The sequence below is a fragment of the Sulfitobacter pacificus genome, from assembly GCF_030159975.1.
GTDB lineage: Bacteria > Pseudomonadota > Alphaproteobacteria > Rhodobacterales > Rhodobacteraceae > Sulfitobacter > Sulfitobacter pacificus.
This window is the reverse complement of the sequence record NZ_BSNL01000001.1, coordinates 669,510-686,904: the sequence shown is the minus strand read 5'-3', so window position 1 is coordinate 686,904 and position 17,395 is coordinate 669,510. Positions and strand designations below refer to the sequence as shown.

Annotated in this window: 20 protein-coding genes; 7 read left to right on the top strand and 13 right to left on the bottom strand. The window is 58.4% G+C overall.

Features of this window, described 5'->3' with window-relative positions:
* Nucleotides 1-9: 9 nt before the first annotated feature.
* From QQL78_RS03465 to QQL78_RS03445, 5 genes are read right to left on the bottom strand one after another with little or no spacing between them, the layout of a single operon-like run.
* Nucleotides 10-1,248, bottom strand: coding sequence for an aspartate kinase (locus QQL78_RS03465; RefSeq protein WP_284370608.1), 1,239 nt, complete (start codon nt 1,246-1,248; stop codon nt 10-12).
* 29 nt (nt 1,249-1,277) lie between these two features.
* Nucleotides 1,278-1,400 (bottom strand): hypothetical protein, encoded by a 123-nt coding sequence (locus QQL78_RS03460; RefSeq protein ID WP_284370606.1) that lies wholly within the window; start codon nt 1,398-1,400, stop codon nt 1,278-1,280.
* A gap of 27 nt (nt 1,401-1,427) precedes the next feature.
* Complete coding sequence (locus QQL78_RS03455) at nt 1,428-2,084, bottom strand: SDR family oxidoreductase (protein ID WP_284370604.1); 657 nt, start codon at nt 2,082-2,084, stop codon at nt 1,428-1,430.
* 19 nt (nt 2,085-2,103) lie between these two features.
* A complete protein-coding gene (locus tag QQL78_RS03450; RefSeq protein WP_284370602.1) occupies nt 2,104-2,532 on the bottom strand; it encodes a DUF1178 family protein in 429 nt (142 codons plus the stop codon).
* A gap of 48 nt (nt 2,533-2,580) precedes the next feature.
* Nucleotides 2,581-3,051, bottom strand: coding sequence for an NUDIX hydrolase (locus QQL78_RS03445; RefSeq protein WP_284370600.1), 471 nt, complete (start codon nt 3,049-3,051; stop codon nt 2,581-2,583).
* A 115-nt stretch (nt 3,052-3,166) separates the two neighbouring features.
* Here QQL78_RS03445 and modA point away from each other — a divergent pair, with 115 nt between their 5' ends.
* From modA to modC, 3 genes are read left to right on the top strand one after another with little or no spacing between them, the layout of a single operon-like run.
* Nucleotides 3,167-3,892, top strand: a complete 726-nt coding sequence (modA, locus tag QQL78_RS03440) for a molybdate ABC transporter substrate-binding protein (protein ID WP_284370598.1) — start codon at nt 3,167-3,169, stop codon at nt 3,890-3,892.
* Nucleotides 3,889-4,578: a molybdate ABC transporter permease subunit gene (modB, locus tag QQL78_RS03435; RefSeq protein WP_284370597.1), complete on the top strand. Its 690-nt coding sequence runs from the start codon at nt 3,889-3,891 to the stop codon at nt 4,576-4,578. The genes modA and modB overlap by 4 nt, the downstream gene beginning before the upstream one ends.
* Nucleotides 4,575-5,657 (top strand): molybdenum ABC transporter ATP-binding protein, encoded by a 1,083-nt coding sequence (gene modC, locus QQL78_RS03430; protein WP_284370595.1) that lies wholly within the window; start codon nt 4,575-4,577, stop codon nt 5,655-5,657. The genes modB and modC overlap by 4 nt, the downstream gene beginning before the upstream one ends.
* A gap of 29 nt (nt 5,658-5,686) precedes the next feature.
* On the opposite strand, the gene QQL78_RS03425 is transcribed toward modC, so the two are convergent.
* Both QQL78_RS03425 and QQL78_RS03420 read right to left on the bottom strand, forming a co-directional pair.
* Nucleotides 5,687-6,454, bottom strand: a complete 768-nt coding sequence (locus QQL78_RS03425; protein WP_284370593.1) for an EcsC family protein — start codon at nt 6,452-6,454, stop codon at nt 5,687-5,689.
* Between the two features lie 46 nt (nt 6,455-6,500).
* Entirely contained in the window at nt 6,501-6,989 is a 489-nt protein-coding gene (locus tag QQL78_RS03420; RefSeq protein WP_284370590.1) for a GNAT family N-acetyltransferase, read from the bottom strand.
* Between the two features lie 82 nt (nt 6,990-7,071).
* Here QQL78_RS03420 and QQL78_RS03415 point away from each other — a divergent pair, with 82 nt between their 5' ends.
* Nucleotides 7,072-7,677 (top strand): flavin reductase family protein, encoded by a 606-nt coding sequence (locus QQL78_RS03415; protein ID WP_284370588.1) that lies wholly within the window; start codon nt 7,072-7,074, stop codon nt 7,675-7,677.
* A 51-nt stretch (nt 7,678-7,728) separates the two neighbouring features.
* Here the strand turns inward: QQL78_RS03415 and QQL78_RS03410 are convergent, their stop codons facing one another.
* On the bottom strand, nt 7,729-9,396 hold the full coding sequence (locus tag QQL78_RS03410) for a SulP family inorganic anion transporter (RefSeq protein ID WP_284370586.1): 1,668 nt from the start codon (nt 9,394-9,396) through the stop codon (nt 7,729-7,731).
* 219 nt (nt 9,397-9,615) lie between these two features.
* Here QQL78_RS03410 and QQL78_RS03405 point away from each other — a divergent pair, with 219 nt between their 5' ends.
* The 3 genes from QQL78_RS03405 to QQL78_RS03395 are packed head-to-tail and all read left to right on the top strand — an operon-like array spanning nt 9,616 to nt 11,704.
* Nucleotides 9,616-10,488, top strand: a complete 873-nt coding sequence (locus tag QQL78_RS03405; RefSeq protein WP_284370584.1) for an S-methyl-5'-thioadenosine phosphorylase — start codon at nt 9,616-9,618, stop codon at nt 10,486-10,488.
* Between the two features lie 59 nt (nt 10,489-10,547).
* Complete coding sequence (locus QQL78_RS03400) at nt 10,548-11,177, top strand: LysE family translocator (RefSeq protein ID WP_284370582.1); 630 nt, start codon at nt 10,548-10,550, stop codon at nt 11,175-11,177.
* Nucleotides 11,174-11,704, top strand: a complete 531-nt coding sequence (locus QQL78_RS03395; RefSeq protein WP_284370580.1) for an adenine phosphoribosyltransferase — start codon at nt 11,174-11,176, stop codon at nt 11,702-11,704. The genes QQL78_RS03400 and QQL78_RS03395 overlap by 4 nt, the downstream gene beginning before the upstream one ends.
* On the opposite strand, the gene QQL78_RS03390 is transcribed toward QQL78_RS03395, so the two are convergent.
* From QQL78_RS03390 to thrC, 5 genes are all read right to left on the bottom strand, one after another.
* The gene (locus tag QQL78_RS03390) at nt 11,701-13,116 is read right to left on the bottom strand and encodes an FAD-binding oxidoreductase (RefSeq protein WP_284370578.1); all 1,416 of its coding nucleotides are present in this window, start codon (nt 13,114-13,116) and stop codon (nt 11,701-11,703) included. The genes QQL78_RS03395 and QQL78_RS03390 overlap by 4 nt on opposite strands.
* A gap of 68 nt (nt 13,117-13,184) precedes the next feature.
* Nucleotides 13,185-14,003: an MBL fold metallo-hydrolase gene (locus QQL78_RS03385; RefSeq protein WP_284370576.1), complete on the bottom strand. Its 819-nt coding sequence runs from the start codon at nt 14,001-14,003 to the stop codon at nt 13,185-13,187.
* Nucleotides 14,004-14,158: 155 nt separating this feature from the next.
* Nucleotides 14,159-14,743: a GNAT family N-acetyltransferase gene (locus tag QQL78_RS03380; protein WP_284370574.1), complete on the bottom strand. Its 585-nt coding sequence runs from the start codon at nt 14,741-14,743 to the stop codon at nt 14,159-14,161.
* The gene (locus QQL78_RS03375; protein ID WP_284370572.1) at nt 14,743-16,005 is read right to left on the bottom strand and encodes a M16 family metallopeptidase; all 1,263 of its coding nucleotides are present in this window, start codon (nt 16,003-16,005) and stop codon (nt 14,743-14,745) included. Before QQL78_RS03375 ends, QQL78_RS03380 begins: the two co-directional genes overlap by 1 nt.
* On the bottom strand, nt 16,002-17,390 hold the full coding sequence (gene thrC, locus QQL78_RS03370; protein WP_284370570.1) for a threonine synthase: 1,389 nt from the start codon (nt 17,388-17,390) through the stop codon (nt 16,002-16,004). Before thrC ends, QQL78_RS03375 begins: the two co-directional genes overlap by 4 nt.
* Nucleotides 17,391-17,395 lie beyond the last annotated feature (5 nt).

Sequence of the window (17,395 nt, the reverse complement as noted above, 5' to 3'; positions counted from 1 at the left end):
TCCAGGCCCTTAAGCGGCCTTGTCCAGTTCGAACGCATCATGCAGGGCCTGAACCGCCAGCTCCATATATTTGCGATTGATCAACACGGAAATCTTGATCTCCGAGGTGGTGATAACCTGAATGTTGATGCCCTCGTTTGACAGAACCTGAAACATCTTGGCCGCCACACCTGTGTGGCTGCGCATGCCGATGCCGACAACAGAAACCTTGGCCACATCCTGATCCGCCAACAGCTCACTGTAGTTGATGATGCCGCTTGATTTCGCCTCAGCCATCGCCTGTTCGGCGCGTTTGACCTGATCCACCGGGCAGGACCACGTCATATCGGTGCGCCCTTCTTCGGAAATATTCTGCACAATCATGTCGACGTTTACACCAGCATCCGACAGGGCGGAAAAGATCAGCGCCGCGATGCCCGGCCGGTCTGCAACCGACACCAGCGTCATCTTGGCCTCTTCGCGGCTGAACGCCACGCCTGCAACCACATTGCTTTCCATAATTTCCTCCTCATCACAGACAAGCGTTCCGGCTTCGTCCGATTGTTCTTCAAAACTCGACAGCACCCGCAGCTTAACCTTATAGCGCATCGCCAGTTCAACGGATCGCGTTTGCAGAACCTTCGCCCCCAAAGACGCAAGTTCCAACATCTCCTCAAAGGAAATCTTGTCGAGCTTGCGCGCCTTTGATTCAACCCGCGGATCGGTGGTATAAACCCCGTCAACATCGGTATAGATATCACAGCGCTCCGCTTCAAAAGCAGCCGCAAAAGCCACCGCTGTGGTATCCGAACCGCCGCGCCCCAGGGTGGTGATCCGCCCCTCAGGGCTGACCCCCTGAAAGCCCGCCACCACAGCCACTTTCATACCTTCGGCAAATTTATTCATGATATTGGCTGGCGGAATATCCTCGATCCGCGCGGCCGAATGGGCGCTTGTTGTCTGCACCGGCACCTGCCAGCCCTGCCAGGACCGCGCCGGCACATCCATTTCCTGCAGGGTCAGCGCCATCAAACCTGCTGTGACATTCTCGCCAGAAGACACAACCGCATCATATTCGCGCGCATCATACATCGGCGAGGTCTCATTGACCCAACCGACCAGCTCATTGGTCTTGCCCGACATGGCCGATACAATGACAATTACATCATAGCCTTTGGCCACTTCCACACCAACGCGTTTTGCCGCCCGGCGGATCCGATCCAGCGTGGCGACAGAGGTGCCGCCGAATTTCATCACAAGAACAGGCATATTCCCTCGCCCCTTAAGTCCAGCGCCGTTTACGCCAGCACACCCGCAAGAGCAAGCATGACAACGCCAAAACCCTGTCTTCCTCTTTTTGGCTCTATATCCTGCGGAGTTTGAGGCAGCGCCTCAACGAATTTGCCCGAAGCAAATTCCATAAAAAGACTCATCTCGCCCGCAACAGCTCAAAACGCATGCGGGCGGCCATCCCAGTTTTCAAAACAGCCGGTTGTCTCGATATTCAACGCAGCAAAGCGCGCAGCCAGCCCCTCGACCGCCTCTTGCGTGGTGATCTCTGCGGTCTTGCCGCCCATATCGGTCTGCACCCAGCCCGGATGATAAATCCCCACGGCAATGCCTTCGGCCTTCAGATCATTGGCCAGGTTCAACCCAAGGTTCAAGGCAGCCGCTTTCGACGCCCGGTAAATATAGCTCCCGCCGCTGCCCCCTGCTTTTGCCCGTGCATCCGATCCCATCTGCGATGAGAGGATGGCAATCTTCGAAGAGCCGGCGCGGCGCAGATGCGGCAACAAGGCCTGAATGCTCATGAACACCCCCGTCACATTGGTGGCAAAACTCTGCGCCCAAAGATCCGCGCCATATCCGCTGTCCAGATCGTCACCTTTGTCCAGATATACGCCTGCGTTACACACCAGCAAATCAACCGCCTGCCCCTCCAGCGCCTCGGCCATTTCCCTGTGGCTGGCCGGGCGCGTCACATCCAGTTGCAATTGTGACGCAACAGAACGTCCCGTGCCGATAACCTCGTGCCCCTGCGCGCGATAGTGTTCAGCCAATCCAGCCCCAATGCCACGGCTTGCTCCGGTGATCACAATATTCATGGGGTTTTCCTTATGAGGCTCAGGTCAATTTCTGTTTCGGACGGAACGGCAGGGGCATCAGCGGCACACCCTCCTCAATCAGTTCTTTCGCCTGATCCAACCGCGCCTCACCATAGATCGCACGCTCCGGTTTCTCGCCCAGATGGATGGCGCGCGCCTCTTGGGTGAAACTTTCCCCGACATAATCCGACGTTTCTTCCACTTTCTTGCGCAGCGCCTCCAGCGCCTTTTCCTTCTCTCCTGCTGGTTCAGACAAGACCGGCACCTTCGCCGCCTTGTCATCTGAAACACGCACAGGCGGGGCCATCAGGGCTTTGGTGATCTTGCTGCTGCCGCAGGTGGCACAGCTCAGATGCCCTGCTTTCTCCAGGGCGTCATAGGCCTGTGCAGATTGAAACCAGCTTTCAACATGGTGGTCCTGGTCGCATTTAAGGGTGTATCGGATCATCGGTGCTTTCAACTCCTCCTACAGACATGGGTGCCTGAGGCCGCGAGGTCAAGAATGCTTGCGCGTACTGCGCGGATCGAAATTCAGAATCAGACGGGCAAGATCCTCTTCTGCCACTTTTTTCGCCGCCTTCTTGCGCGACACCCACTTGCGCCGCCGCTGCCCGCTTTCGGGAAATTTTTTCGCCAGCGATTTCACCAACACAGGGTATAACATCACCACACAGGGCAGCTCCCCCCCCACTACAGTGGTCTTGCCATAGGTATAGACACCCAATGCCGTTTCATCGACCTGCCCGCGCACCCCTGCTTCTTCCCAAGCCTCCTGCGCCGCTGCGGCAGCGGGCGTTTTGCCCTCCATCGGCCACCCCTTGGGAACGATCCAGCGCTTTGAACGGCGTGAAGTGATCACCAAAATCTGCACCTTGCCGCGCCTGACCCGATAACAAAGCGCCGCAAACTGCGTGCGCAGATCGCCTTTGCCGGCACCAAGAAGGGAGAGAGGGGGCTGGTTCACCATGATACGCCTGTAAAATTCACTGCGCCAGACATGCCGCGCCATGCGGCTGATCGCAAGCGCCTAGATTGCGCCATTGCGCTTGAAGGGGGGCGAAGCTTCGCAGATACTGCGATGAATGACACGATTTGCCGCGATTTTTATCTGTTTAACCCTGCCCTTTGCGGCACGTGCTGAACAGATCACTGTTTTTGCCGCCGCCAGCCTGCGCGGCGTGTTGGAAGATATTGCGGCACCCTCTCCGCAAAAGGCCCGCCTGTCCTTTGGCGGCTCCGGCACCATGGCGCGGCAAGTGGTAGCTGGCGCGCCTGCTGACGTAGTGGTGCTGGCCAACAGGCTCTGGATGGACTGGCTGACGACACAGGGCATCAACACACTTTCCGCGCCAGTCACAATCGCGGGCAACCGGCTGGTCCTGATCGGTCCAAAAGCGGCCCCGCCGCTGACATCAACCGACGAGATCACCACGCTGCTTGGCACAGGCCGCCTTGCCATGGGGCAACGCGACGCGGTGCCCGCCGGCACCTATGCAAAACAATGGCTGGACCATATGGGCCTTTGGGATGAGCTCAGCACCCATCTGGCCGAAACCGATAATGTCCGTGCCGCCCTTGCTTTGGTCGCGCGGGGAGAGGTGCCCTTGGGCGTCGTATATGCCAGCGATGCCTTTGCCGAACCGCAGGTCCGCGTGCTGCTGACCGCGCCCTTGGAGGCCCATAAGCCAATAACCTATCTCGCGGCCAGCCTCACACCCGCTGGGGCTAAATATATCACCAACCTGACCACTGCCGCCTCTGCCGCGATTTTTGCCAGCCATGGCTTTGCCCCGGTACCGCAGGAATGAGCGCAGATGCCGCCGCATGGGAGGCACTGCGCCTGTCGCTTTGGGTGTCGCTCTGGGCCACGCTGCTGGCCGTGCCGCTGGCCCTTTGGGTGGCATGGATACTGGCGCGACGTGATTTTCGCGGCAAAGCCTTGCTCAGCGCCGCCGTCCACCTGCCACTGGTCCTACCGCCCATTGTCACCGGTTATCTGCTGCTGATCCTCTTTGGCCGCACTGCCCCCTTGGGCCGCGCGCTGGACAGCATTGGCATCACCTTTGCCTTTCACTGGTCCGGTGCGGTGCTGGCCGCCATCATCATGGGGTTTCCGCTGATGGTGCGGGCCATGCGCCTTGCCATCGAAGCGGTTGATCCCAAACTTGAAGAAGCTGCTGCCACCCTGGGCGCCCCGCGTTGGTCTGTCTTTGGCCGCGTCACCCTGCCTCTGATCGCCCCTGGTATTCTGGCCGGGGCGGTGATGGGTTTTGCCAAAGCCATGGGCGAATTCGGGGCCACAATCACGTTTGTCGCCAATATCCCCGGCCAGACACAGACCCTGCCCAGCGCTATTTGGAGTGCGCTGCAAATCCCCGGTGGGGAACATCAGGCCGTTATCATGGTGTTGATGGCCTGCGCCGTGGCGATGGCAGCTGTGCTGGCGTCAGAAAGCCTTGCGCGGCGGGTCGCCACACGGATCGCTGGCGCATGACATTACATGTGGATATTACCCACCGTTTCGGGGATTTCACCCTGAGGGTCGCGTTTGAGGCAGAGAGGGGAATCACCGCTGTTTTCGGGCGTTCCGGCGCAGGCAAAACCACCGTGATCAACGCCGTTGCCGGCCTGTTGAAACCAGATGCGGGACGCATTGCCCTAGACAACACCACCCTGTTTGACGGCGCGACGTTCCTCCCCCCGGCGGCCCGCCGTTTGGGATATGTTTTTCAGGACGCGCGACTATTCCCGCATCTGAACGTGCGCGATAATCTCAATTTCGGCAGTCGCTACGCGCCCGCTGATGCGGTTGGTCCCGAGTTTGACGATGTCATCGAGCTACTGGGGCTCGCGCCCCTGCTGGACCGACTCCCTGCCAAATTATCCGGTGGTGAAAAACAACGGGTCGCCCTTGGCCGCGCCCTGCTCAGCAAACCACGGATGTTGTTGATGGATGAACCGCTGGCCAGCCTTGATGGCCCGCGCAAACAGGACATTCTACCCTATCTTGAACGCCTACGGGACGGGCCGCTTGGGCTGCCGATCCTCTATGTCAGCCATTCGGTTGAAGAGGTTGCACGGCTGGCCGATATGCTGGTGTTGTTAAAGGATGGTGCCGTCGCGCGGTCGGGTCCAACGATGGAAGTGATGGCAGATCCCGCCGCCGTGCCGTTGCTTGGCGTGCGGGATGCAGGCGCTGTGATCGAGGCCGTGGTGGTGGAACATGCAGCGGACGGGCTGTCCTGCCTGAAGATCAGCGCGGGCTTGCTGCATCTCCCGGGGGTACAGGCGCGGCGCGGCACCAAGGTCAGACTGCGGGTGTTGGCACAGGACGTAATGCTGTCCACCCGGCGGCCCGAAGGCCTGTCTGCGCAGAATGTTTTACCTGTGACAATTGAAGCTATCCAGCGCGGCGATGGCCCTGGCGCGGCGATCAGTTTGCGCGCTGGTCAGGACCTGCTGCTGGCAAGGATCACGGGCCGTGCAGTCTCCGAACTGGGCCTTGAAACAGGCAAGACATGTTTCGCGGTGCTGAAGGCCACCAGCGTTGCGCCGATCAGCATCGGGCATTAACCGGGTTGCCCTGTATCAGAGCGGCAATCTCAGGCGGTTACCTTTGGCTTCGCCATTTTTTCCTTTAGTTTCACCAGCAGTTCCGCATGGGGCACATCCGCATCGATCGCCAGTTTGCGCAGGCCGAAATGCACATGGGCCACGTCCTGATAATAACTGGTATAGGCATAGTTGGTCGCGGCCCCGGCCACTGCTCCCAGCACCGGCACCGCTTGCGCCGCCAGTTTCTGGCCCAGCACCACCGCCAGTTTCGGAGCGATCTTGGCGATCACCGCCTGCATTGCCTTGCCCGAAAGCGCCAGCCGTGCCGACAGGAACCCCAGATCTGCACCATCATCCCCCGACAAAGGGCCCGCCGCCGCAAAAACCTGTACGCAGTCAAACTGCACGGATTCCGCTTCGGGATCAAAACCATGTTCAACCGCAACCCCCTGGATCACCCGCAACAGCAGGGTTGTGGTAACCGGCAATTCCGCCAATGCAGTTGGCAAGCCGCCTGCCCCGCCTGCGGCCCCCATCGCCGTTGACACCGCCTGATTCAGCCAACTGGCTTGATCGGGCACGACCGACCGGCTGGAATGCGCCGCTTTCATTGCCTGATTTAGCGCTCCGACTGTGGCGTTTTCCAGATTGCGCCGGATTCCCTCGGGCAAGCGCTCGATCAGATTGTCCGCAGAGCCGCCAATCAGGTTTAACACATTGATCCCCAAACCACCTGCGGCCTTATACCGGCGGGCCAGCTTGTCGATCTCAACTTCAACATCTACCGGCGTGGGCAAACTGGATTCTATCTGCATGGAAACTCCCCTTTGGTGGTCAATGTGGGGGGGCGACGGCAGAATTTCAATCCAGCCAGCGCCGGACCTTGCCGGCAACACCTTCCCAAGCACCCGGTGCAATCGCCCGCCCCAACACCCGCGCAGGGTTGGTGGGAGGGGGCATCTCGATATCTTTCAACAACTCGAACCCGAAACGCCCGTAATAGGGCGCATCGCCTACCAGCATCACCCGGTCCCAACCCAGAGGGGCGGCGTGACGCAGGCTTTCTTCGATCAATGCGCGGCCCAGCCCTTCGCCCTGCCGCGTCGGGTGCACCGCCACTGGGCCCAGCAACAATGCCTCCACCGCGCCGATACGTACCGGCCAATAGCGGATGGCGCCGCCCAGAATGCCACCCGCATCGCGAGCCACATGGCTTAACCCCGAAACCGCCGGAATACCGTCGCGCAAACGATAGGACGACAGGGCCTCGCGGCCCGGTGCAAAACAGGTGTCATAAAGCGCCTCGACCTCCCAATAATCTTGCGGTGTTTCCGGGGTTAGCTGGTACAAGTTGCGTCGCTCTTTTGAATTGCAGTGGCGTCCGCCCTAGCATGGGGGTAGCCATAGGCGCAAACCACCAAAAGGAATTCTGATGTTCTATAAGCCAAGTGAGGGCCATGGCCTGCCCCATAACCCATTCAATGCCCTTGTGACACCGCGCCCTATCGGCTGGATTTCAACCCGTGACAAGGATGGCAATGACAATCTTGCGCCCTATTCCTTTTTCAATGCCGTGGCGTATGTGCCACCGCAGGTCATGTTTGCCTCAACCGGCGTCAAGGACGATGTGGAGGGCACCAAGGATTCGGTTGCCAATATCCGCGAGACTGGCGTCTTTTGTGCGAATATTGTCGAATATGCCGCGCGGGATGCGATGAACCACTCTTCTGCCACTCTGCCCCATGGCAGCGATGAGTTTGACCATGCCGGTGTTGAAAAGCTGGAGTGTGATACGATCAATTGCGCCCGCGTCGGTGGTACACCGGCAGCGCTGGAATGCCGGATGACACAGATTGTCCAGATTGAGGGCGCAGCGAACTATGTCGTCTTTGGCGAGGTCATCGGCGTGCATATGCGCGATGATTGCATGGTAGACGGCCGCTTTGACGTGACCCGCTTTGCACCGCTGTCACGCCTTGGCTATCGCGACTATTCCGTGGTGCGCGAGGTCTTCGAGATTATCCGGCCTGACGATTGAGTGCGACAGGACGCTTTGCCCTATACCGGAGCAAAGCGTCCGGTGCCGTGATCAATGCCCGCCCAGCACCCCTGTACGCACGGAATAGTCCACCGCCAGTTCGTAATCAGGGTCATCATCACTATCGACCATCAGGTGGCCCGCCTTGTTCAGCAAACGGTGACAATCGCGGCTGAGGTGACGCAGCATGACGTGTTTGCCGGTATTTTCGTATTTCAACGCAATCGCCTCAATCGCCTGCAAGGCGGATTGATCCACCACGCGGCTGTCAGCGAAATCGATGATCACCTTTTCAGGATCATCTGCCACGGTGAATAATTCGGAAAACCCGTCAGAAGAGCCAAAGAACAGCGGCCCGTGGATTTCATAGACCTTTGCGCCTTTTTCGGTTTTCGACTCGCGGGTGGTGGCATGAATGCGGCGCGCGTTGTTCCACGCATAGGCCAGCGCGGAAACGATGACGCCAACAACAACTGCCACGGCAAGGTCTTTGTAGACCGTCACAACGGTTACCAGCAGAATCACAAACGCGTCGGTCAGCGGGACCTTGCGCAGGATCGTCAGCGAGTTCCACGCGAAGGTGCCGATCACCACCATGAACATCACCCCGACCAAGGCGGCCAGCGGGATCTGTTCAATCAGCGACGATCCGACAAGGATAAACAACAACAAGAACACAGCCGCCGCGATGCCCGCAACCCGTGTACGCCCCCCGGATTTCACGTTGATCATCGACTGACCGATCATCGCACAACCGCCCATACCGGCAAAGAAACCGGTCACGGTATTGGCAACACCCTGCGCCACACATTCCTGGGAGGCACCGCCCCTGGTGTTGGTCATATCCCCCACGAGGTTCAGCGTCAGCAGCGATTCAATCAGCCCGATCGCAGCCAGGATCACCGCATAAGGCAGAATGATATAAAGGGTTTCCAAGTTGAACGGCGCAAGCGGTGTGCCATAAAGCCCAAGACCCTCGCCAAAGGGGATATGTGGCATCGGCAGACCGCCCTCGATAGAAGCCAGATCGCCGACCCGAGGCACATCCATGCCAGTAAAAATCACCACAGCCGCAACAATACCAATGCCGGCAAGTGGGGCCGGGATCAGTTTGGTGATCCGCGGCATGACCCAGATGATCGCCATCGTTGCCGCTACCAGTGCCAGCATCAGATAAAGCGGTTGACCGGACAGCCACTCACCACCGCCCATGCCGTGACCTGTATCCACCATGGTGCCGGGCACTTTGAACTGGCCCATCTGCGCAAGGAAAATCACAATCGCCAGCCCGTTCACAAAGCCCAGCATCACCGGATGCGGCACCAGCCGGATAAACTTGCCCCATTGCATGACACCCGCAAAGATCTGCAAGAGCCCCATCAAGATCACCGTGGCGAACAGGTATTCAACACCGTGCTGCGCGACCAAAGCCACCATCACAACCGCCAAGGCCCCCGTTGCACCGGAAATCATACCGGGTCGCCCGCCGATCAGCGCAGTAATCAACCCGACCAGAAATGCCGCGTACAAGCCGACCAGCGGATGCACCCCGGCAACAAAGGCGAAAGCCACCGCTTCGGGCACCAGAGCCAGAGCAACGGTCAGCCCCGACAGAAGTTCAATGCGCAAGCGGCCTGCGGAAAAGCCATCTTCGGGCATCCAGCGCAGATCTGTCACCTCAAGGTTTTTGGTAAAGGCATGAAACGTGGAACGCACCATCGGGCTTCCTTTTATGGATCTTGTGGGAAATAAGCCGCGAGGCCGGTTTTGCCGCTCGCTATACCAGAATGCATAGGATTCCAATACCATTGCCGCAATCCCCGCCAGCTGTGAAATTCAAACCACCGTGTGCTGATGAAAGAGGGGTTGAAATCGCCGCCCTGCTCTGACTTGCTGGAAGCAAAGATGCCCCCGTCGGGCATGAAGTTGGGGATCAGAATGACACAGACAAAAATCGCAGTGATTGGTGGCTCTGGCCTCTATGAAATCGACGGGCTTACCGGGGCCGAATGGGTGACCGTGGAAACCCCATGGGGCGCACCATCTGATGCCATCCTGACCGGGACACTGGACGGGGTCGATATGGCATTCCTGCCACGGCACGGGCGCGGCCATGTGCACAGTCCCAGCACTGTACCCTACCGCGCGAATATTGACGCGCTGAAACGTCTGGGTTGTACTGATGTGATCAGTGTTTCTGCCTGTGGATCGTTTCGTGAAGCAATGGCACCGGGTGATTTTGTTATTGTAGATCAGTTTATTGACCGCACCTTCGCCCGTGAGAAATCATTCTTCGGCACTGGCTGTGTGGCCCATGTTAGCGTCGCCCACCCAACCTGTCCGCGCCTTGGTGATGCCTGTGAAACGGCAGCGAAGGATGCCGGGATCGCGGTGCATAAAGGCGGCACCTATCTGGCGATGGAGGGACCGCAGTTCTCTACGCTTGCAGAAAGCAAAATGTACCGCGAAAGCTGGGGGGCGGATGTGATTGGCATGACCAATATGCCAGAGGCGAAACTCGCCCGCGAGGCAGAGCTTTGTTATGCCTCTGTGGCGATGATCACCGATTATGACAGCTGGCATCCCGATCATGGCGAGGTGGATGTGACCGCGATCATCGCCACCCTAATGGGCAACGCTGACAAGGGCCGAAATCTTGTCGCCCGATTGCCTGCGCTGCTTGGGGCGGACCGTGCGCCCTGCCCGCATGGTTGTGACCGCGCGCTTGAATTTGCGATTCTCACGCAGCCCGATGCCCGCGATCCGGCGCTCATGGCGAAACTTGACGCCGTTGCAGGCAGAATGCTCTGACCACTTGTATTTCGAAGGCCTTGCTGTCTTTCGTTGTGCCGTAACCTCAGGAGTTCCCGATGCCTTTTGACCTTTGGCTGACATTCGTCGCCGCCTCTATCGCGCTGTTGCTGATCCCCGGTCCCACCGTCTTGCTGGTACTCAGCTACGCGCTCAGCAAGGGACGCTCCGTTGCGGTGGCCTCGGCTGCTGGTGTGGCCTTGGGCGATCTGGTCGCCATGAGCGCTTCACTTGCCGGGCTGGGTGCCTTGGTGCTGACCTCTGCGACGCTGTTCACCGCACTGAAATGGGCCGGTGCTGTCTATCTGGTCTGGCTGGGGATCAAACTGCTGCGCTCTGCCCCATCAGGCGGGATGTCCCTGCCGCAAAGTGCTGACATCACAGGAAAACAGGTCTTTGGCCACGCCGCTGCCGTCACTGCGTTGAATCCGAAATCGATCGCGTTTTTTATCGCCTTTGTGCCACAGTTCCTGACGCCCGACGCACCGCTGTTGCCGCAGTTCATCATTCTGATTGCCACCTTCGTCAGCCTTGCCGCGCTGAACGCATTGGCCTATGCGCTGCTCGCGGATCGTTTGCGCCGCATCATCGACCGCCCATCGGTCATCACATGGATCACCCGCGCGGGCGGCGCGGCGCTGATCACCATGGGCATCCTGACCGCCACCCTTCGCCGGAGCACAACATGAAAAAGATCGAAGATTACATCCGCACCATCGTTGATTTCCCCCATGAAGGGATCATGTTTCGCGATGTGACCACGCTGTTTGCTGATCCGCGCGGGTTTCGCATGGCGATTGACCTGATGCTGCACCCCTATGCAGGTATCGAAATCGACAAGGTTGTCGGGCTTGAGGCGCGCGGGTTTATCCTGGGTGGGGCGATTGCGCATCAGCTGTCAGTCGGGTTTGTGCCGATCCGCAAAAAGGGCAAACTGCCCGGCGCGGTGATTTCCGAAAGCTATACGTTGGAATATGGCGAGGCGATTGTGGAAATTCACGATGACGCCATTCAAGAGGGCGAAAAGATCCTGGTGGTTGATGACCTTTTGGCCACCGGCGGCACGGCAGAGGCCGGGATCAAACTGGTCGAACGTCTGGGCGGCAAGATCGTCTCGACCTCCTTTATTATTGACCTGCCAGAGCTGGGCGGGCGCAAAAAGCTGGAGGCGATGGGTAAGGAAGTCAACGTTCTATGCGCATTCGACGGCCTTTAGACGTTAACCACCGCGCCGGGGTTCATGATGCCATTGGGGTCCAGCGCGGATTTGATTGCCCGCATTGCCGATAGTTTTGCAGGATCGCCATAGTGTTCAAGGTCGGCGCGTTTCATCCGCCCGACGCCATGTTCCGCACTGAAAGAGCCGCCCATTTCCTGCACTAGATCATGCACAGCGGCCTGAATCTCGGCTTTCTGATGGTCGTGATCGGCGCGGTTTTTTCCTTTAAGCGGGAAAACATTGTAATGCAGATTGCCGTCCCCCACATGGCCGAAACAATTGATGCGGAACTCTCCGATACGGGCCAGAATCTCACCACCTTTGGCGATAAAATCGGGGATGGCACTCAGCGGGACAGAGATATCATGACTTGAAATGGACCCGATTTGGCGGTTCCCCTCTGGGATCATTTCACGGACGTTCCAGAAATCCGTTGCCTGTGCCGCGTTCTGTGCAATCAACCCGTCAGTCACCAATCCCGCCTCATGGGCCGCCGCAAATAACGTCTCCAAGGCTTCAGAGGGGTCCAATTCCCCGCTCAGGCCGACATCAATCAAAACAGACCACTCAGGCGGCTCCGCAAAAGGTTGGCGCACGTCAGGCAGGGTTTGCGAAAGGAAATCCATTCCCTGCCGGTGGATCAGCTCGAACGCGCTGATCATTTCACCCAGCTGCGCCTTGGCCAAAGACAGAAGTTCAAGGGCGGCGCGCGGGCTGTTCACCACCAACAGGGCCGTGCCGGTGCGGGCCGGTTTGGGGAACAGCTTCAGCGCCGCCGCTGTAATGACACCCAAAGTCCCTTCGGCCCCGATCAGCAGATGGCGCAGATCATACCCTGTGTTGTTCTTGCGCAGCCGCGTCAGCCCGTTCCAGATTTGCCCATCCGGCAGAACCGCCTCAAGCCCCAGACACAGATCTCGGCTGTTGCCATAGCGCAAAACACCGGTGCCGCCTGCATTTGTCGACAGGTTGCCACCGATTCGTGCAGAGCCTTCCGCAGCCAGCGACAGCGGGAATAGCCGGTCCACCGCGTCCGCCGCCGCCTGAACGTCGGCCAGAATAACCCCGGCTTCAACCACCAGAACATTCTCGTCGGGATAAACATCGCGCAGCTTGTTCATCCGCTCAAGCGACAGGATCAGCGGTACGGGGCCATCCGGAGCCACCTGCCCGCCAACCAGCCCGGTCCCCCCGCCGTAGGGAACAACGCCCACCCGCGCATCATTGGCATGGCGGATCAGCGTCGATACCTCCTCTGTCGTGCGTGGCAAGGCAAGCAATGCCGGCTGTCCTACATAAACTCCACGCGGTTCTTCCAGATAGCGCGCATCAGCATCGCGAAGAACATCGTCAGGCAAGTCAGCGGAAAGGCGGGCGCGAAAGGCGGCATCAGCAGGATTTAACATCATGGCCCTTTGATCCTACCTGATCCCGAAAGATGCAAGTGCTTAGCAACTGTATTTTAGGCAGCCTGATCCTAGCGGGCGACATTAATATATTCGGGCCGCAATACCATGATTGTCGGATGGCTCGGCAGATTGTGCAGCGATACAGTTAGGGAGGGTCCGCCAACCTCTACTATGGAAAAATCACTTTGCATGCCGGTCAGAAACCCATCCAGTGCGAAACCGGAAAACCAGTGCATCGGAATAACAATGGATGATTTCAAACGTTTCAGCACCGTGATCATTGTCGGCTGATCCAGCGTAAAGCCACCGTCGACCGGGGCCATCACCACATCAAGCCGCCCCAGCGCTGCATATTGAGCCGCATCAGGCGCGTGGTGCAAATGGCCCAGATGACCGATACAAAGCCCCGCCATTTCAAAAACAAAAATCGAATTCCCTTCCACCTCAACGCCGGAGAATTGCGACCGGATATCCGTAGACACATTGCGCACCAGCACCTCACCCAGATCAAGGTGATAATCGATGCCTTTGCCAAACGCCCCCCAACCGGGCAGCACGTGAGGAATGGCCGGATCAGGAAAGGCCGTCCAATGGGTATCATGGGCGTGGTTCATCGTCACTACATCAGGGATGAACGGCAGGGTCCCGGTGAAGCCGGTAAAGTCGGTCACCATGTTCAATCCACCATGGCTGCGGATCAGGAAAGAGGCGTGGTCTATGTAATGCAGATGTACGTTCTCCACGGCCACTTCAGGTAGGCTGGCCGGGGTCACATATTCCACCCCTTGCGTGTCATGGGCCAGCGCAACGCAATGACTTGGGGTGCGTTCCTGCGCCTGCACCACGGCAGGCAGCGCCATCAGCAAGATCAAGAAGAAACGGATCATCACAGTCACCTCCTGCAAAAGAAGGTAGCACAGGATTGGTGCAAGTCACTGAAAGAAGATTTCGATGGCCTTAGCCGCTCGGTCAAAAGATGCAGGTTTCACCCTGTTGTTGCGAGAGCAAAGGAACTCCCCAGACCCCCCCCCGGCATGGCGGATCAGCCCACGTCGGTTTTGCCCCGTCGGTCACTGCGCAGTGCCGCATAGAGCACATGGGTCCGCCAGCGCCCGTCGATCTGCAAATAGCTTTGCGCGACACCTTCGTATTTGAAACCGGTCTTTTCCAACAATCCGCGCGAGGCGGCATTTTCGGGCAAACAGGCGGCCTCGATCCGGCTGAGGTCCATCCGGTTAAACGCCTGATGCACCACCGCATGTATCGCCTCGCGCATATAGCCTTGCCGCGCAAAGGGGGCACCGGTCCAATAGCCAAGTGCGCCGGATTGCGCAGGCCCGCGCCGGATATTGTCCAGCGTGATGGCCCCCAGAAGCGCATCATCCTTGCGCCGCACCAGAAACAGCGGCAAGGCTGTGCCGCTGCTGACAGAACGCTGCGCCCAATAGACCCGATTGGTAAAGGCCTTGCGCGACAGGTGATCCTCTGCCCAAACCGGTTCCCATTTGGTCAGAAAATCGCGGCTATGGGCGCGCAGGGCAGTCCAGCCGCGAAAATCGGAATGGACCGGCGGACGCAGGGTCAGCCGTTCGGTTTCGATCCTGATTTTGCGTTTGAGCAACAACATCAGGCAGCGCGGCGTTCCTGCAAGGTGCCCAGTCCTGGTGCTTTTTCCACCGGACCATAAAGCGCAAGCGCCGCGGGAGCATCCGCCGCCATGCGTTGCGCCAAATCACGTACATCACCAGTGGTGACCGCATCAATCTTTTCAATGGTTTCCTTCAGCGAAGGCACACGGTCCCAGATCTGGATCAGACGCGCCAATCGCTCGGCACGGTTTGACGGGCTTTCCAACCCCATCAACAGCCCGGCTTTCATCTGCGCCCGTGCCCGTGCCACTTCCGCAGGGGACATATCAGAGGCGGCGCGTTTCATTTCATCAATGGTGATACCAGCAAGTTCCGGCAATTGTTCCGCAGAGGTGCCCGCGTAGATCGTCATCATCCCTGTGTCAGCATGTGCGCCCGCCTGAGCAAAGATCGTATAGCACAGGCCGCGGTTCTCGCGGATTTCCTGAAACAGCCGCGAGGACATGCCGCCGCCAAGGGCAGAAGCGTAAATCTGCGCCACATAGATATCATCCGCACGATACCCCGGTGATTCAAAGCCAAGCGCGAAATGGGCCTGTTCCAACTGTTTATTCTGGCGCACCTCGCCGCCTTTGAAAGAGGCTGTATCCATTTGGAACAGGGGTTTGGCGGGCATGTCGCCAAACAATTTCTCGGCCAGTTGCACGATTTCATCGTGATCCACCGCGCCTGCTGCAGAAAGGATCATCTGTTCAGGACCATAATGATCCTTGATGAAACCTTGCAGATCCGTGCGGCTGAAATTCGATACCCGTTCAGAAGGCCCAAGGATGGTGCGCCCGAGCGCCTGCCCCGGATAGGCCTGTTCCTGCAACCAGTCAAAGATCACATCATCAGGCGTATCCAGCGCCTGACCGATCTCTTGGAGGATCACGCCGCGCTCCACCTCGATCTCATTTGGGTCCAGCACCGGATTGCGCAGGATATCGGCAATCACATCCAACCCCAGCGCCACATCGTTTTCCAGCACCCGCACATAATAGGCGGTCACCTCACGGCTGGTATAGGCATTGATATAGCCGCCCACATCTTCAATCGCTTCGGCGATTTGCAGTGAGGTGCGTTTGGCTGTGCCCTTGAACGCCATATGTTCAAGGAAATGTGCAATGCCGTTTTGTTGCGGTGTTTCGTGGCGCCCGCCTGCGGCGACCCATACCCCGATGGAAGCAGAGGCAAGCCCCGGCATATGTTCGGTGACAATGCGAAAGCCGTTTGAGAGGCGGTGTTCGTTCAGGCTCATAGGCCAAGCGCCCCTTTGATATGTGTTTTCAATGCGTCAAGGTCGTTGGCCACGCGGGTCACGCGCTCTTCACGGTCAAACAGGTCGGCCATCCGTGGCGGCAAGGGCGGGCGGATGCCGCTGGCTGCCTCAACCGCATCAGGGAATTTGGCAGGATGGGCCGTGGCAAGGGTGATCATCGGAGTCGCCTCTTCGCGTTTCTCTTGCGCCACTTTCACCCCAACCGCAGAATGCGGGCACAAGAGTTCACCAGAGGTTTTCAACGCCTGGGCAATGGTCGCGTTGGTTTCCTCTTCTGTCGCGCGGCCAGAGCTATAGATATCCTGCAACACCTGCATGGCCCCCTGACTGATGTCGAAACCACCCTGTCCCAATTCGTCCATCAACTGCGCAACCGCATTGCCATCCCGCCCGTAGGCGTCAAACAACGCCCGTTCAAAATTGGAGCTGACCTGAATATCCATCGACGGGCTGATCGAGGGTTCGACCATGCCCTTGTGATAGCCCTGCCCTTTCAGGCATCGATCAAGGATGTCGTTCTGATTGGTGGCAACCACCAGATCCTTGATCGGCAGCCCCATGCGTTTGGCGATATAGCCCGCGAAGATATCACCGAAATTACCAGTTGGTACGGTAAAGCTGATCTCGCGCTCTGGCGCACCAAGGGAAACAGCAGAAGAGAAATAATAGACAACCTGCGCCAGAACCCGGCCCCAGTTGATCGAATTCACCCCAGCGAGTTTCACAGTGTCGCGGAATTCAAAATCGTTGAACATATCCTTCAGACGCGCCTGACAGTCGTCAAAATCACCATCAATGGCAAGGGCATGCACGTTTGATTCGGCGGGGGTGGTCATTTGACGCCGCTGCACATCGCTGACCCGGCCATGCGGGTAGAGGATAAAGACATCTACGTTATCCAGCCCGCGAAACGCCTCGATCGCGGCGGAGCCGGTGTCGCCAGAAGTGGCCCCGACAATCGTCACACGGGCATCTTTGCGCCCCAGCGCTTTCTGAAACATCTGGCCAATCAGCTGCATGGCGAAATCTTTGAAGGCCAAAGTCGGGCCGTGAAACAGCTCCAGCAGGAAATGGTTTGGGGCAAGTTGCACCAACGGCGCGCGGGCAGCATGACCAAAACCACCATAGGCATTGGCGATCAATTCGCGAAACTCTTCATCCGTAAACGTATCGCCAATGAAAGGGCGCATGACGGAAAAGGCGGTTTCTTCATAAGACTGCCCCGCCATGGCGGCGATCTGCGCGGGGGTAAGCGTCGGGATTTCTTCGGGCACGTAGAGCCCCCCGTCGCGGGCAAGGCCCGTCAACATAGTGTCTTCGAAACTCAGTGCGGGGGCTTTGCCACGGGTGGAGATATAGCGCATTGGGA